The sequence below is a fragment of the Actinomyces sp. HMT 175 genome, assembly GCF_016694895.1.
Taxonomy (GTDB): Bacteria; Actinomycetota; Actinomycetes; order Actinomycetales; family Actinomycetaceae; genus Actinomyces; species Actinomyces oris.
The window spans coordinates 1,259,850-1,275,491 of record NZ_CP068012.1 but is presented as its reverse complement, the minus strand read 5'-3'; the positions used below and the strand labels follow the sequence as shown (position 1 = coordinate 1,275,491).

General features: G+C 69.1%; 14 protein-coding genes. 7 read left to right on the top strand and 7 right to left on the bottom strand.

Features of this window, described 5'->3' with window-relative positions; translation table 11 throughout:
• Positions 1-68: 68 nt before the first annotated feature.
• The gene (locus JJJ14_RS05490) at positions 69-1,460 is read right to left on the bottom strand and encodes a glycine--tRNA ligase (protein WP_004565079.1); all 1,392 of its coding nucleotides are present in this window, start codon (positions 1,458-1,460) and stop codon (positions 69-71) included.
• 226 nt (positions 1,461-1,686) lie between these two features.
• On the opposite strand from JJJ14_RS05490, the gene JJJ14_RS05485 reads away from it, so the two are divergent.
• From JJJ14_RS05485 to JJJ14_RS05470, 4 genes are all read left to right on the top strand, one after another.
• A complete protein-coding gene (locus JJJ14_RS05485; RefSeq protein WP_201444907.1) occupies positions 1,687-2,766 on the top strand; it encodes a metal ABC transporter substrate-binding protein in 1,080 nt (359 codons plus the stop codon).
• A 73-nt stretch (positions 2,767-2,839) separates the two neighbouring features.
• Positions 2,840-3,775: a metal ABC transporter ATP-binding protein gene (locus tag JJJ14_RS05480; protein WP_201444906.1), complete on the top strand. Its 936-nt coding sequence runs from the start codon at positions 2,840-2,842 to the stop codon at positions 3,773-3,775.
• Positions 3,772-4,662, top strand: coding sequence for a metal ABC transporter permease (locus tag JJJ14_RS05475; RefSeq protein ID WP_004565082.1), 891 nt, complete (start codon positions 3,772-3,774; stop codon positions 4,660-4,662). The genes JJJ14_RS05480 and JJJ14_RS05475 overlap by 4 nt, the downstream gene beginning before the upstream one ends.
• Positions 4,659-5,084 carry a Fur family transcriptional regulator gene (locus JJJ14_RS05470; RefSeq protein WP_101558301.1) on the top strand — a complete coding sequence of 142 codons (426 nt, stop codon included), beginning with the start codon at positions 4,659-4,661 and terminating at the stop codon, positions 5,082-5,084. Before JJJ14_RS05475 ends, JJJ14_RS05470 begins: the two co-directional genes overlap by 4 nt.
• 499 nt (positions 5,085-5,583) lie before the next feature.
• On the opposite strand, the gene uppS is transcribed toward JJJ14_RS05470, so the two are convergent.
• The 3 genes from uppS to leuA are packed head-to-tail and all read right to left on the bottom strand — an operon-like array spanning position 5,584 to position 9,009.
• Positions 5,584-6,453: a polyprenyl diphosphate synthase gene (gene uppS / locus JJJ14_RS05465; RefSeq protein ID WP_201444904.1), complete on the bottom strand. Its 870-nt coding sequence runs from the start codon at positions 6,451-6,453 to the stop codon at positions 5,584-5,586.
• Between the two features lie 2 nt (positions 6,454-6,455).
• The gene (gene recO / locus JJJ14_RS05460) at positions 6,456-7,205 is read right to left on the bottom strand and encodes a DNA repair protein RecO (RefSeq protein ID WP_004565085.1); all 750 of its coding nucleotides are present in this window, start codon (positions 7,203-7,205) and stop codon (positions 6,456-6,458) included.
• Positions 7,206-7,227: 22 nt separating this feature from the next.
• The gene (gene leuA, locus JJJ14_RS05455) at positions 7,228-9,009 is read right to left on the bottom strand and encodes a 2-isopropylmalate synthase (protein WP_201444903.1); all 1,782 of its coding nucleotides are present in this window, start codon (positions 9,007-9,009) and stop codon (positions 7,228-7,230) included.
• 370 nt (positions 9,010-9,379) lie between these two features.
• Between leuA and JJJ14_RS05450 the strand changes: the two genes are divergently transcribed.
• The 3 genes from JJJ14_RS05450 to JJJ14_RS05440 are packed head-to-tail and all read left to right on the top strand — an operon-like array spanning position 9,380 to position 11,276.
• The gene (locus JJJ14_RS05450; RefSeq protein ID WP_201444902.1) at positions 9,380-10,234 is read left to right on the top strand and encodes an ABC transporter ATP-binding protein; all 855 of its coding nucleotides are present in this window, start codon (positions 9,380-9,382) and stop codon (positions 10,232-10,234) included.
• Entirely contained in the window at positions 10,231-11,049 is an 819-nt protein-coding gene (locus JJJ14_RS05445) for an ABC transporter permease (protein ID WP_201444901.1), read from the top strand. The genes JJJ14_RS05450 and JJJ14_RS05445 overlap by 4 nt, the downstream gene beginning before the upstream one ends.
• Positions 11,050-11,051: 2 nt before the next feature.
• Complete coding sequence (locus JJJ14_RS05440) at positions 11,052-11,276, top strand: helix-turn-helix transcriptional regulator (protein WP_020991564.1); 225 nt, start codon at positions 11,052-11,054, stop codon at positions 11,274-11,276.
• Positions 11,277-11,283: 7 nt separating this feature from the next.
• On the opposite strand, the gene JJJ14_RS05435 is transcribed toward JJJ14_RS05440, so the two are convergent.
• The 3 genes from JJJ14_RS05435 to JJJ14_RS05425 form a co-directional block, all read right to left on the bottom strand.
• Positions 11,284-11,631, bottom strand: a complete 348-nt coding sequence (locus JJJ14_RS05435; RefSeq protein ID WP_201444900.1) for a type II toxin-antitoxin system PemK/MazF family toxin — start codon at positions 11,629-11,631, stop codon at positions 11,284-11,286.
• Positions 11,618-11,857 carry an antitoxin gene (locus JJJ14_RS05430; RefSeq protein WP_201444899.1) on the bottom strand — a complete coding sequence of 80 codons (240 nt, stop codon included), beginning with the start codon at positions 11,855-11,857 and terminating at the stop codon, positions 11,618-11,620. The genes JJJ14_RS05435 and JJJ14_RS05430 overlap by 14 nt, the downstream gene beginning before the upstream one ends.
• A gap of 152 nt (positions 11,858-12,009) precedes the next feature.
• Positions 12,010-15,582, bottom strand: a complete 3,573-nt coding sequence (locus JJJ14_RS05425; protein ID WP_201444898.1) for a proline dehydrogenase family protein — start codon at positions 15,580-15,582, stop codon at positions 12,010-12,012.
• Positions 15,583-15,642: the final 60 nt, after the last annotated feature.

Genomic DNA, 15,642 nt, shown 5'->3' with positions numbered 1-15,642 from the left:
GGGGCGGGACCCGGATGGTGGCCGGGCCGGCGAGGCTTCAGTGAGACTGCCGGCCTGCTTGGTGCTGATCAGCAGCCGATGAGGCGCTCAGCCAGGTAGCGCTCGACGCCCTCGAGCGGGATGCGCTCCTGGGTCATCGTGTCGCGCTCGCGCACGGTGACGGCCCCGTCCTCGGGCGAGTCGAAGTCGTAGGTCAGGCAGAAGGGCGTGCCGACCTCGTCCTGGCGGCGGTAGCGACGGCCGACCGCGCCGGCGTCGTCGTACTCCACGTTCCAGGAGCGGCGCAGGCGGGCGGCCAGCTCCTTGGCCGGCCCGGTCAGCTCCTCCTTGCGGCTCAGCGGCAGGACGGCCGCCTTGACCGGGGCGATGCGCGCGTCGAGCTTGAGCACGATGCGCTTGTCCACCCCGCCCTTGGTGTTGGGGGCCTCGTCCTCGGTGTAGGCCTCCACGAGGAAGGCCATGAGCGAGCGGGTCAGACCGGCGGAGGGCTCGATGACGTAGGGGGTCCAGCGCTCGGAGCGGGTCTGGTCGAAGTAGGACATGTCCTTGCCGGAGTGCTCGGCGTGGGTGGACAGGTCGAAGTCGGTGCGGTTGGCGATGCCCTCGAGCTCGCCCCACTCCGAGCCGGCGAAGCCGAAGCGGTACTCCAGGTCCACGGTGCGCTTGGAGTAGTGGGAGAGCTTCTCGGCGGGGTGCTCATACAGGCGCAGGTTGTCCTCGCTGATGCCCAGGTCGGTGTACCAGGCCTTGCGGTAGTCGATCCAGTACTGGTGCCACTCCTCGTCGGTGCCCGGCTCGCAGAAGAACTCCAGCTCCATCTGCTCGAACTCGCGGGTGCGGAAGATGAAGTTGCCCGGCGTGATCTCGTTGCGGAAGGACTTGCCCACCTGGCCGATGCCGAAGGGCGGCTTCTTACGGGCCGCGCTCATGACGTTGGCGAAGTTGATGAAGATGCCCTGGGCGGTCTCGGGGCGCAGGTAGTGCAGGCCGGACTCGTCGTCGACCGGCCCCAGGTAGGTCTTGAGCAGGCCGGAGAACTCGCGCGGCTCGGTCCAGGAGCCCGGCTGGCCGGTGACGGGGTCGGGAACCATGTCGAGGGTGACGTTCTCGGGGTCGAGGCCCTTGCGGGCGGCGTAGTCCTCGATGAGCTGGTCGGCGCGGTAGCGCTTGTGGGTGTGCAGGGACTCCACGAGCGGGTCGGTGAAGGCGCCGACGTGACCGGAGGCGACCCAGGTCTCACGCGGCAGGATGACGGAGGAGTCCAGTCCGACGACGTCGTCGCGCGAGCGGACCATGTACTGCCACCACTGGCGCTTGATGTTCTCCTTGAGCTCGACGCCCAGCGGCCCGTAGTCCCAGGCCGAGCGGGTTCCGCCGTAGATCTCGCCGCAGGGGAAGACGAAGCCGCGCCGCTTGGCGAGGTTGATGACGGCGTCGAGGCGTGAAGGGGTGGATGCCAACGGATGCTCCTTCAGGAGTGGTCGTGGTCCCGCCTGGTTGGTGGGGACGAGTGGTGACAGTCTAGGCGGACAGGGGCCGAGCATCGGTGAGGGGCCCGTCGCACCACCGACGCGCGCACGCGCCCGGGAGGCCCTGCCGACTGCCGTCCAAACCGGCTCTCAGCAGCGCACACGCGGGCTCGCCCCGAGTTTGACGCAGGACCGACAGAGTATGAGAATGATTCGCATGAATGTTTCACAGGCTCGTTCCCGTCATCTCCACCGCGTCGTGGCGCTCGGAGCCACCCTGATGCTGGCTGCCGGCATGAGCGCGTGCAGCGCCCTGAAGGGCGAGAGCTCGTCAGACGCATCGGCGCCGCACACGATTGCCCCGGGCAAGACTCTGACGGTCTCCACGTCCTTCTACCCGATCCAGTACCTGGCCGAGTCCATTGGCGGCAAGCTCGTCAAGGTCTCCACCGTGACCCCCTCCAATGTCGAGCCGCACGACTTCGAGCTCTCCGGCAAGGAGACCGCCGAGCTGGGCAAGGCCGACATCATCGCCTACGTCCCCGGCTTCCAGCCCTCCCTGGACAAGGCCGTCAAGGAGGTCGGTTCCGGCCCCACCGTGGTGGACCTGAGCAAGCCGGCCAACCTCGTCCACCACGAGGGGGTTGAGGAGGAGCACGAGCACGGCGAGGAGGCCACCGACAGCGCCTCGGCCAGTGCCGCCGCCACCGCACAGGCCAGCGAGGCCGAGCACGACGAGCACGGCCACGATGAGCACGCCGAGGGCGGTGAGGGGCACGACGGCGACCTCGACCCGCACTTCTGGCTCGACCCGGACCGCATGGTCAAGGTGGCCGAGGCTCTTGAGGCCTCCTTCGCCAAGATCGACCCGGCCAACGCCAACGACTACAAGGCGGGCCTGGACAAGCTCAAGACGGCGCTGACCGGAGTGGACAACCAGTACAAGCAGGGCTTTACCAGCTGCCAGCACAAGACCTTCATCACCTCCCACGCCGCCTTCGGCTACATGGCCGAGCGCTACGGCCTGACCCAGGCCTCCATCTCCGGCATCGACCCGGAGACCGAGCCCAGCCCCGCCGAGATGGCCAACATCAAGTCGGTGGTCGAGAAGACGGGGGTCAAGACGATCTTCACCGAGGAGCTGGTCTCCGACGCCCCCGCCAAGGCCATCGCCGCGGAGACCGGGGCGGAGACGAGCGTCCTCAGCCCCCTGGAGTCCAAGCCCGAGCGAGGCGACTACACCGACGCCATGACCACCAACCTGGAGCGGCTCAAGTCCGCCATGGTGTGCAAGTAGCCTCAGGGCCCGGCCGCCGAGCCCGGGTTCCCGAGCAGATGACGCCCCCTCAGATTGGCATGATCGCAACCGTATGACCTCATCATCTCCACCTTCACCAGCGTCTGTGTCGACGCCGTCCGGTTCCCCCCGGGCGGCGTCGTCCGCGCTCGCCATCAAGGTCCGTGAGCTCAGCGTCGTCCTGGGCTCCTCCCTCATCCTGGACGACGTGAGCCTGGCCGTGGGCGGCGGCGAGTCCGTGGCGATCCTGGGCGCCAACGGCTCGGGCAAGTCCACCCTCGTCAAGGCCGTTCTGGGCCTGGTGCCCCTGTCCGGCGGCAGCATCGAGCTCCTGGGCACCCCCACCTCGCGCCGGCACAGGGTCCCCTGGGAGCGGGTCGGCTACGTCCCCCAGCGGATCGGTGCCGGCTCCGGCGTCCCGGCCACCGCCTTGGAGGTGGTGCGCTCCGGGCTCCTGGGGCCGCGCCGGCCTTGGGCCGATCGGGGCCGGGCCGCCAAACGCAAGGCCATGGCCGCCCTGGACGCCGTCGGGCTGGCCCACCGGGCCGCGGACCACGTCCAGGTCTTCTCCGGCGGGCAGGCCCAGCGGGTCCTCATCGCCCGGGCCCTGGTCCGCTCCCCCGAGCTGCTCATCCTCGATGAGCCTCTGGCCGGCATCGACCGCGCCAGCCGCGAGTCCCTGGCCGAGATTCTTCAGGGGCTGCGCGCGCAGGAGCTGACCCTGGTGACGGTTCTGCACGAGATGGGTGAGCTCGCCGACGTCGTCCAGCGGGCGATCCTCCTGCAGGACGGCCGGCTCGTCGCCGACGGCCCGGCCGGCGAGGTCGCTCATCTGCGCGACAGCGGGACCGGCGCGCCCCAGGGCGACCCGCACCGCACACACTCCGACTACGGCGCCGACGACGACCACCACCCGGACGCCGGCGGCCCTCCGGCCCACCACGCCCCCGTCCTCGACCATCGGCTGCCTGACACGCGCCCTCATTCCGGTAGGAGCACCCGCCCATGATCGAGTTCGTCTCCGACATGCTTGCCAGTCCCCTCATCCAGCGGGCCTTCATCGTGGCGGTCCTGGTGGGGCTGGCCGCCCCGGTGGTGGGCACCTACCTGGTTCAGCGGGGCCTGGCGCTGCTGGGCGACGGGATCGGGCACATCGCCCTGACCGGCATCGCCCTGGGCTGGCTGGCCGGGGCCGCCGCCAACGTCACTCCTCACGACGCCTGGGCCGTCCCCGGGGCGATCCTCATCAGCGTGCTGGGAGCCGTGATGATCGAGGTCATCCGCGCCAACGGCCGGACCCGGGGAGACGTGGCCCTGGCGATCCTGTTCTACGGGGGCATCGCCGGGGGCGTCATCCTCATTCGCGTCGCCGGCGGGACGACGACGAATCTCAACTCCTACCTGTTCGGCTCGATCTCCACGGTCTCGGTCTCCGACGCCTGGTTCACCATCGCCCTGGCCACCCTGGTGCTCCTGGTGGGACTGGGGCTGCGCGGCCCACTGTTCGCACTGTGCCACGACGAGGAGTTCGCCCACGCCTGCGGCCTGCCCACCGGCGCCCTCAACGTGCTGGTCGCAGTGGTGGCGGCACTGACGGTCTCGGTGTCCATGCGAGTGGTGGGGGCGCTGCTGGTCTCGGCGGTCATGATCGTGCCGGTGGCCATCGCCCAGCTCGTGTCGCACTCCTTCGCCCGCACCATGTACCTGGCGATGGGGCTGGGCGTGGTGGCCTGTGTGTCAGGTCTGACGATCACCTACCTGGTGGCGGCCTCTCCCGGCGCCATGATCGTGGTACTCCTAGTGGGGGGCTACGCCGTCGTCGCCCTCCTGTCCGGACTGCTGCAGCTCGTCAGCCGCTCGCGACGGCACCACATCACCTCAGGAGGCAGATCATGAGCGCAAGCAGCACGGCGCAGCGCCCCCGCGCCACGCGCCAGCGCGCCGCCGTCACCGACATCCTCGCCCGCACTGACGAGTTCCGCTCGGCCCAGCAGATCCATGCCGCCCTGGAGGCCGAGGGCACCAAGGTGGGACTGGCCACCGTCTACCGCAACCTGCAGACGCTGGCGGAGTCCGGAGCGGTGGACCAGGTGCGCAGCGCCGAGGGCGAGATCCTCTACCGGGCCTGCGAGGAGCAGGAGCACCACCACCACATCGTGTGCCGCCGCTGCGGCTACACCGTGGAGGTTTCCGGCGGTGGGCTGGAGGAGTGGATTCAGCGGGTCTCGGCCCGGCAGGGCTTCACCCAGATGGAGCACACGGCGGAGTTCTTCGGCCTGTGCGCCACGTGCTCGGCCCAGGACTCCTCACAGGACTGAGCAGGTCTGATCGCCCCGGTGTCCGAGCCGGGTTTCGCAGTTGCTTGGGTGGTGCCTGGCGTGTACTGAACGAGGGTCGGGAGCCACTGAAAGAGGGCCGGGGGTACTCCACGTAGGTCGGGGGTTCGTGCAGTATGCACAACCCTTGGCCAGTAGATCCCCACCCTCGTGGAGTAAGCCAACTCGGGCTGGAGCCGGTGTCGCGCTGACCCCGCGGAGTCGAACCCACCAGCAACCAAGTGTCCATAGCGCTGACATCAACGGTTTCGCCATGGAAGCAGCCAGCGTAAATCGTTGGAATTCTGCGGATTACCCCTCAGCCTACGACGCCTGAGCAGGGCTAATGTCAGCGTCATGGACACTGGCGCCCCGTGAGACCTCTTCCATCGGCCCACCATCGACTCCAGGCCAACCGTCCCACCCCGGAGTCCCTCCGAGTGAGTGCCTCCGACAGCCATGACACTCGCACTTCTCAGAAGGAGAAAGACAAGACAGTTCTCTACTGCCCGTCGGGGCGCGGTGACTCGTCAGCCTCATCGGCCTCCCGGACCTCGGCGCCGGCGGGTTCCTCGTGCAGCACCTTGTCCACGGCCCCGCCGTAGCGGCGCTCGCGTCCGGCGTAGGCCTCGCAGGCCTTCCACAGCTCGGTGCGGTTGAAGTCGGGCCAGGCCAGGGGCGAGAAGTAGAGCTCGGCGTAGGAGGAGGACCACATGAGGAAGTTGGAGGTGCGCTGCTCGTCTCCGGTGCGGATGAACAGGTCCACGTCCCGCATGGTGGGTGAGTAGAGGTAACGCTGGATGGTCTTCTCGTTGATGGAGGAGGCCTTGAGGCGGCCGGCGGCGACGTCCTCGGCGATGGCTCGGGTGGCGTCGGCGATCTCGGCCCGCCCGCCGTAGTTGATGCACAGGTTGAGGGTGAGGCCCGTGTTGTGCGCGGTGACGCGCTCGGCCTCACGCAGCTCGTGCAGGACGGACTTCCACAGGCGCGGAGTGCGTCCGATCCAGCGCAACCTGACGTTCCAGGAGTTGAGGACATCGCGCTGGACGCGCAGGACCTTGCGGGCGAAGCCCATGATGAAGCGGACCTCGCCGGGTGAGCGCCGCCAGTTCTCGGTGGAGAAGGCGTAGACGCTCAGCTCTTTGACGCCGATCTCGATGGCGCCGGCGGCGACGTCGAGCATATTGGCCTCCCCCACTCGGTGGCCCTCGGTGCGGGGCAGGCCGCGGGCGTTGGCCCAGCGTCCGTTGCCGTCCATGACGACGGCGACGTGCTGGGGCAGGGAGGCGGCCGGCAGCACGGGTGGGGTCAGGCCGGGCCGGTGCAAGGGCGGGGCGGCCTCGACCGTCATGTCTCTGGCGACGTCTGTCATGGTTATGCCCTTTCCACCAGTGCGAGGGAGCGCAGGCGCCGCTCCAGGTACCAGGTCGTGTAGGCCGAGACGAGTCCGGAGGCCTGGGAGCGCTCGCGCTGGCCGGAGGCGTCGGCCACGGCCCAGTCGCCGGAGAGCAGGGCGCCCAGGAGCGCCATCGTGGCCGGCTCGACCTCGACGGCGCCGGCCGAGCGGCAGGACTCGCACACCGCGCCACCGGCCTGGATGTGGAAGGCCCGGTGGGGTCCGGGGGCGCCGCACAGGGCGCAGTCGTAGCACGAGGGCGCCCAGCCCCCCAGGGCCAGGGCCCGCAGCAGGTAGGAGTCCAGGATGAGTCCGGGGGCGTGGCGCCGGTGGGACATGGCGGCCAGGGCCCCGGCCAGCAGCAGGTACTGCTGGGGGCTGGCCTCGGTGCCCAGGTCACCGTCGTCGGCACTGAGGCGCTCAGCGGTCTCCACCATGGTTGAGGCGCAGGTGAACATGGCGTAGTCGGCGCTGACAACCCGGCCGAAGGGGTCGATGATCTCTGCCTGGGTCACGACGTCGAGGGTGCGTCCGGCATGGAGCTGGACGTCGGTCATGGAGAAGGGCTCCAGACGGGCCCCGAAGCGGGAGGTGGTGCGGCGCACCCCCTTGGCCACGGCGCGCACCTGTCCGTGATGGCGGGTGAGCATCACGATGATGCGGTCGGCCTCGCCCAGCTTGTAGGTGCGCAGGATGATCGCCTCATCCCGGTACAGCCTGCTCGTCACGGGCGCAGTCTCTCACGCCCTCTCAGCGCAGGGCGCGATTGATGGCGGAGATGACGGCCTTGAAGGAGGAAGTGGTGATGGAGGGGTCGATGCCCACACCCCACAGGACCTGGCCGTCGACCTCGCACTCGACGTAGCTGGCGGCCTTCGCGTCGCGTCCCTCGCTCAGGGCGTGCTCGACGTAGTCGAGGATCCGCACGCTCAGGCCCGTGCTCTCCAGGGCGGTGACGAAGGCGTCCAGGGGGCCGTTACCGGAGGCGGTCAGGTGCTTCTCCTCCCCGCCGTCGACGAGGGTGACGGTGAGGGTGGAGTCCTCGTCATCACCGGTGGAGGTCAGGGTGGCCCCACGCAGCTCGAAGCGGCCCCAGCGACTGAGCTCGGCCTCGGGGGCGGCCGCGGCGGGCAGGTACTCGTCGGCGAAGATCGACCACAGGCGGTCGCCGTCGACCTCGCCGCCGTAGGTGTCGGTGTGGCGCTGGACGATGCGGGAGAACTCGATCTGGAGGCGGCGGGGCAGCTCGAGCTTGCGGGTGGTGCCCAGCAGGTAGGCGACCCCGCCCTTGCCGGACTGGGAGTTGACGCGCACGACGGCCTCGTAGGAGCGGCCCACGTCGTGGGGGTCGATGGGCAGGTAGGGCATGGCCCAGGGGACGGCGATCTGTGCCTCGGCGTCGGTCAGCCCCTCGGCCTGCTTGGTGCTGACCTGAGTGTTGCGCGCCGCGAAGCCCTTCTTGATGGCGTCCTGGTGGGAGCCGGAGAAGGAGGTGTAGACGAGCTCGCCGGCGTAGGGGGTGCGCGGGGGCACGTCCATGCCGGTGGCCCGCTCGACGGTGCGGCGGACCTCGTCGATGTCGGACAGGTCGAGCATGGGGTCGACGCCCTGGCTGAAGAGGTTGAGGGCCAGGGTCACCAGGTCCACGTTGCCGGTGCGCTCGCCGTGGCCGAACAGGCAGCCCTCGACGCGGTCGGCTCCGGCCATGAGGCCGAGTTCGGCGGCGGCCACGCCTGAGCCGCGGTCGTTGTGGTTGTGAAGGGACAGGCACACGGACTCACGCCGGGGCAGGTGGCGGCTCATCCACTCGATCTGGTCGGCGTAGACGTTGGGGGTGGCGCGCTCGACGGTGGCGGGCAGGTTGAGGATGATCTCGCGGTCCTCCTCGGGCTCCCACACGTCCATGACGGCCTGGCAGACCTCGAGGCTGTAGTCGAGCTCGGTGTCGACGAAGATCTCCGGGGAGTACTCATAGCCGAAGATCGTGTCCTCGTCGAGGACCTTCTCGGCGCGGGCCATGATCTGGCGGGTGCCGTCGACGGCGAGCTCGCGGATCTGGTCGCGGTCCATGCGGAAGACGACATTGCGGAACAGGGGCGACAGGGCGTTGTAGAGGTGGACGGTGGCCCGTGGGATGCCGACGCAGGCGTCCAGGGTGCGGTCGATGAGCTCGCCGCGTGACTGGGTGAGCACGGAGATGGTGACGTCCTCGGGGATCGCGCCGTCATCCACCAGGGAGCGCACGAAGTCGAAGTCGGTCTGGGAGGCGGCCGGGAAGCCGATCTCGATCTCCTTGAAGCCCATGTTCACGAGCAGGTCGAAGATGGCGCGCTTGGCCTGGGGGCCCATGGGCTCGATGAGGGACTGGTTGCCGTCGCGCAGGTCGGTGCTCAGCCAGCGGGGGGCGGCGGCGATGCGCTTGTCCGGCCAGGTGCGGTCGGGCAGGTCGATGGAGACGACGTCGAGGAAGGGCCGGTACTTGGCGAACGGCATACCGGAGGGCTGCTGGGGGGCGGGGCGGGCGTTACGCATCAAGACTCTCCTGGGTGAGGTGCTTCGTGATTCGACGGCGGTTCCCAGAAGACTCATCTGACTCCTGAGGAACGCGGCCGCGAACGTGGCCGAGCAGAACGAGTCAGCCGCGGTCGGGGTGCCGGCCTGTCAGGCCCCGCCGCGGCGACTAAGCAGGAGGCTCACCTGCTGGCCTGGAGTCGCTCGCACGCCGTAGACCCTACCCCGATGAGGACCCATCGTCAGGTAAGGGGCGTACGGGACCGCAGTGTGAGACAGAGGATGAAGGGATTCCCCCGCGAACGACGCCCCTCATCCCGACGCACACCAACATCATTATGTAGTATGTCTACTACATATAGTTGCGCTTCTACTCAGGAGGGTTTGTGCGATGGCTCCAGTCATCACCACGGAGAACCTCGAGTTCTCCTACGGGGACACCCCGGTGCTGCGCGGCATCGACTTGTCGGTCGAGGCCGGAGAGGTCGTCTGCCTACTCGGCCCCAACGGCGTGGGTAAGACGACCCTCGTGGAGAACCTGCTGGGGTCTCTGTCCCCGACCAGCGGCAGGGTGCGCGTGCTCGGCACTGACCCGCGCCGGGCGGGCGCCAACTTCTGGGCGAGGGTCGGGCTGGTGCAGCAGAGCTGGACCGACCACGCCAAGTGGAAGGTGAGGGACCAGCTGGAGTGGATCCGCTCGGTCCAGCTGACGGCAGCGAGCCGGGCGAGCAGCGTCGACGAGGTGCTCGACGCCGTCGGCCTCAGCGAGAAGGCCGACTCCCGGTTGTCGAGGCTCTCCGGCGGGCAGCGACGCACCGTTGACTTCGCGGCCGCCCTCATGGCCGCGCCCGAGCTCCTTGTTCTGGACGAGCCGACGACCGGACTGGACCCGGTCTCCAAGGCGCGACTGCACGATCTCATTCTGGCCCGGGTCGACGACGACGCCACCATCGTCATGACCACCCACGACCTGGCCGAGGCCGAGCACCTGGCCTCTCGGGTGCTCATCATGAACGAGGGACGGATCCTCGCCGACGGCACGGTCACGGCGCTGCGCGAGCGCCTCGACCGCGGCGCCGAGATCACCTGGATCCAGGACGGGACCCACCACGTCCACTCCACCCACTGCCCCGAGCGCTTCGTCAAGGAGCTCGACCTCGACGCCATCACCGGGCTCACCATCACCCGCCCCACCCTGGAGGAGACCTACCTCTCCCTCGTCAGCAGCAAGGAGCCCCAGTCATGAGCACTCGCACCTTTCTGGCAGTTCTACGCGCGGCCCGTCGCCAGGCGGCCCTGGACCTGCGAGCAGGCGTTGTCGGGTCGGGCATCGCATTGCTGACCTCCGTGAGCGCCCTCGTGATCGTCAGCAGGAACACCCAAGCGAATATCGGCCCAATGTTCCTCGCCGGCAGCATTGGCACGATCAGCTGCTTCATCACCTTCCAGATCGCCAGCGAGACCTACGTCGACCGTATCGGCGGCGCCCTACTGCGGGTGCGCGTCCTGCCCCATGGTCCGCTGACGTGGGCCATCGGTAAGACGATGTCCTCAGTCACTCAGACCCTCATCTTCCAGGGCGCCATTCTTCTCGGGGGAGCCCTGTTCGTTGAGGCACTGCCCCTGAGTGCGCCCCAGGTGCTGGCCTGCCTGCCGCTCATGGTGCTGTCGGCTGTTGCGACGGCCCCACTGGGCTTCCTCGTGGGTGCCTTCGTCCGCGGCGTCTACAGCTTCATGGCCTCCTACCTGCCCATGTTCGCCCTGATCGGAACGAGCGGTTTCTTCATGCCCATGGACCGACTCCCCTCCTGGCTGCAGGCGGTTCAGCTGGCGCTGCCGACGTACTGGTCGGGGCACTTGACCCGCTGGGCACTGGTGGGGGACCCCTCGTGGGAGGTGGGCCGATCCTTCTCACCAGTGCTCGCCGTCGGGGTCCTGACGGTATGGACGGTTCTCGGCTTCGCGGGATCCTCGTTCATCGTGCGGCGCAGTTTCCGCAAGGAGACGATCGGTAGTCTGGCGCGCGTGCAGTCCACCATTCGTTCCCAGACCGGTCTGTGACCATGTCCGACGACGTCGTCCACAACCGGATCGCGGTCCTACGCGCCGACCGGCGAGTGAGCCGCCGTGAGCTGGCCGAGGCCCTCGGCGTCCACTACCAGACGGTGGGCTACCTCGAGCGCGGGGAGTACGCCCCCTCGCTGCACCTGGCCCTGCGCATCGCCCGCTACTTCGACGTGCCCGTGGAGTCGGTCTTCTCCCTGGAGGAGTTCCCCCGCCTGACGTGAGGCTCCATCACAAGGAGAGATGCAGGACCAGAGCCTCATTGACCATCTTCATCAGGCCACTGGGTAACCAGCCGACAACCTCGCCGACTCTCTCCACAGCAATCGATCGAACTTGCTCCGCCTGAGCCTTGGAGTCCTTGGGCAAGCCGGTCGCCTCCGAGGGGAGGAAGACCTGAAAGGGAAGAACTCGCGAGGTTGAGCTGGTCAATGGGACCACTGTCACCACACCACGACCAAGGCGCGCGGCCGCCGCATTGGCATGGTCATTACTCACTATGAGCGCAGGTCGACGCTTGTTCGCCTCACTGCCAACAGAATGCTCGAAATCGACAAGGCGGATTTCACCTCGTAACATCCTCACCTCCATCGATCCCGTCAGCGACCGCACTATCCCAGACGGCTGCATCATCAGAGGCATCCCAGGAGGACCAGGCCTCAGCGTAAGCATCCTGAAGATCAGCTTTTCCGAGCAGACGGATGGCATTCTGAATACCAGCAGACCTCGACGCCAGACCGTCGCGCTCCACGCATCGGTCCAGCAGAATGAGGTCACTCTCCGACAAACTCACACTTAACTTCATACCTGCATGCTACTCGGGTAGCATCATCAGGGGCAAGGGAGCGACGAGGCTCATCAGGCAACTCGAAATCGGGTGGTGCCCTCCCCCAGATGGGGAGGGCACCACCCGATTACTCGGTTCGACTACGTGTCGTCGCCCTGGTGCAGACCGCCCTACAGGAGGCCCTCGGCCAGGTCCAGCGGGGTGCCAAAGCGGTGGTTGGTGATGGCCACAGCCTGCTCACGCAGGAAGGGCAGCAGCTCGGAGTGCGGGCAGGCAGTCACGGCCCCCGTGTACAGGGCGATGTCGGGGCTCCCGCCGGTCACCCGGCTGGCGTGGCTCCAGCGGGCCGCGGAGGTCTCCTCACGCGGGCCGAGGATACGCACGCGCGTTCCCAGTCCGCCGGAGGCGGAGAGCTCGGCCAGGCGGGCGTCCCAGGCTCCCTGGTCCTCGACCGCGACCTGGACGCCGGCGGCCTGCAGCGCGTTCTGCAGCGGCTGGGGCAGACGGTCCGCGACCGACAGGCTGACGAACCCACCAGCCCGCACACCTGCAGCCATGACGCGCGTCACGTCGGCCAGCTCGGTTCCCGCCCCGGCGCGCACGAGCACGTCAGTGGGCCGGTAGCGCAGGACGTTGCGCTCGCAGGCCAGTGCCGTGACATCGCGGTTGACGCCGTAGGCGGTCCGCCAGGCGGAGGCGTCGGCCACCAGGGCGCGGCGCAGCCCGGCCAGGTCGACCTCGCTCAGCTGGCCGCTGACGGCGTCGCACAGGCTCGCCACGCGCGGGTCCAGCGCCGCGGTGCCCTGGCCGGCCGGCTCCTTCACGTCCTGGCCGTCTGCGGGCTCGATGTCCCCCAGTCCCAGCAGGTAGGAGGGGCCGCCGGCCTTCGTCGTCGAGCCGATGGCCGAGCGCTTCCAGCCACCGAAGGGCTGGCGGCGCACGATGGCCCCGGTGATACCGCGGTTGACGTAGATGTTGCCGGCCTGGATCGAGTCGAGCCAGACGGCCAGCTCGGCCGCGTCGAGGGTCTGGAGCCCGGAGGTGAGCCCGTAGTCGACGGCGTTGACCGCCTCGATGGCCTCCTCGAGCGTGTCGACCCGCATGACGCCGATAACGGGCGCGAAGTACTCGGTGAGGTGGAACTCGCTGCCGGGCACGACCCCGGCGCGGATCCCCGGGGTCCACAGGCCGTCACCGAGGTAGCGGGGCTTGAGGACCCAGTGCTCACCGACCCCCAGGGTGGTCAGGCCGCGCACGGCCTTCTCGTCGTCGGGCACGACGACGGGCCCCATCTGGGAGTCCAGTGACAGCGGCAGGCGCACCCTCAGGGAGGCGGTGGCGTCCACGAGCTGGCGGGCGATGCGCTCGGAGTTTCCGGCCGAGGAGACCAGGACCAGCAGGGAGGAGGCCGAGCACTTCTGGCCGGCGTGGGCGAAGGCCGAGTAGACGGCGTCGCGCACGGCGATGTCGGGGTCGGCCGAGGGGGTGACGATGATGGCGTTCTTGCCGCTGGTCTCCCCCAGCAGGTGCATGTCCGGCTTCCAGGAGCGGAAGAGGCGGGCCGTGTCGTAGGAGCCGGTGAGGACCACGCGGTCGACGTCCTTGTGGGTCACCAGGTGGCGTGAGACCTCTCCGTCCTCCAGCGGGGCGAGCACCACGAGGTCCTCGGGGATCCCGGCGTCGTGGAAGGCGCGCACGAGCTCGGCCGCGCAGCGTCGGGCCGGCGGGGCGGGCTTGAGGATGACGGCGCTGCCGGCCGCCAGGGCCGCGGCCACTCCCCCGGTGGGGATGGCCACAGGGAAGTTCCAGGGCGAGGCGACCACGGTGACGTCCACCGGGGCGAAGCGGGCCCCGACCAGGTACTCCGGGTCGTGCAGGAGCAGCGAGGACTCCGCGTAGTGGTGGCAGAAGTCGATGGCCTCACTGACCTCGGGGTCGGACTGGTCGATGGTCTTGCCGGCCTCGGAGCCGGCGACCTCGATGAGCTCGGCGCGCCGGGCGGCCAGGACATCGCCGACACGGTGCAGGGCGGCGGCCCGCTCGGCTGGGTCCAGGGACTGCCAGACAACGGCTGCCTCGGCCGTTGAGGCCACCAGGGAGTCGACGTCGGCGTTCGTGGCCAGGCGGGCGGCGCCGGCCTCCACCTCGGCCACGCCCCGCGTGGATCCCGGGATGGCGGCAGCGATGTCCCGGGCCCACTGGCGGTTGGCGGCCAGGGCCGGGTCGGAGTCGGCCTCGGAGACGAAGGACCTCCTGGCGCGCTCGGCGACCGTGCCGGTCTCCTCAGGGATGCCCGCCTCCCGCTCGGCGAGCCGGTTCTGGGTGCGGTTGGGCACCGGCACCGGGGCGTCCGGGTCGAGGTCGGACAGGGCCGCCAGGAAGCGGTCGCGCTCGCGGGCGAAGATCTGCTCGTTGCCGGCCAGGTCGAAGACGCCGGACATGAAGTTCTCCGGCGCCGCGTTCTCCTCCAGGCGGCGCACCAGGTAGGAGATGGCGACGTCGAACTCATGGGGGTCGACGACGGGCACGTACAGCAGGAGGTGTCCGGTGTCGCGGCGCACGACCTCCTGGATGCCGGTGGCCATGCCGGAGAGCATCTCGAACTCGACGCTGTCCTCGACGCCGCGTGCGGCGCGCAGCTCGAAGGCGAAGGCGATGTCGAAGAGGTTCTGGCCGGCCACGCCCAGGCGGATGTTGCGGGTGCGCTCGGGCGTCATCGCCCAGGAGAGCATGCGCTTGTAGTTGGTGTCGGTGGCCTGCTTGGAGGGCCAGGTGGTCAGCTCCCAGCCGTGGATCTCGGCGTCGACCTTCTCCATGGACAGGTTGGCGCCCTTGACGATGCGGACCTTGACGCGTGAGCCACCGGAGGCGACACGCTTGGCAGCCCACTCCTGGAGGCGCTGCATGGCGCCCAGGGAGTCGGGCAGGTATGCCTGCAGGACGATACCGGCCTCGTAGCCGCGCATGTCCTCCTGGTCGAGGATCGCGGTGAAGACCGCGATGGTCAGGTCGAGATCCTTGTAGTCCTCCATGTCCAGGTTGAGGAAGGTGCCGTGGTCGCGGGCCAGGCGGTAGAGGGGCAGGAGGGCCTGGACGCCGTGGGCGACGACCTCCTCGAAGCCCCAGGGGTTGTGGGGGCCGGTGACGGCGGAGACCTTGACCGAGACGTAGTCGACGTCCTCGCGGGTGACCAGCCGGGAGACCTCGGCCAGTCGGCGGGAGGCCTCCTTCTCCCCCAGGACGGCCTCACCCAGGAGGTTGACGTTGAGGCGGTTGCCGCCCTTGCGCAGGCGGGCGAGGGCGGGCCCGAGTCCCTTGTCGGTGGCGTCGACGACGAGGTCGCCGACGATCTCCCGGAAGACTCGCCGGGCGACCGCGGTGACGGTGCGCGGGGCGAGGCGGGAGGCGGCCGATCCCAGCCCCATGGCTCCGGCCAGGGCGGGCGGCAGGAAGTCGGTGCGCCCTGCCGACAGGCGCTTGAGGGCGGTGCTGGCGACGTCGAGGTCGGTGGGACGCACGACGTCGTCGACGAAGCGGGTGGTGAAGGTCAGGCCCTCGGGGTCGGAGAGGATGCGGGAAAGGAGCTTGGCTGAGCGCGGTACTGGCTCGGATGCCGACTCGTCAGCCCACCGGCGTGCTCGGGCGACGGCTTTCTCGCCCAGCGCCCACAGGTCGTCGGGGCAGCGGCGTCCTGCGTTGTCTGCGTTGGTACGGGGCTGACTGGGAACGGCGGTGTTCGTCATGCGTGTGGCCTCCAGGTCGATATGACGTCGGACCCTCCAAGTGTGCGCTACGGCACCCCT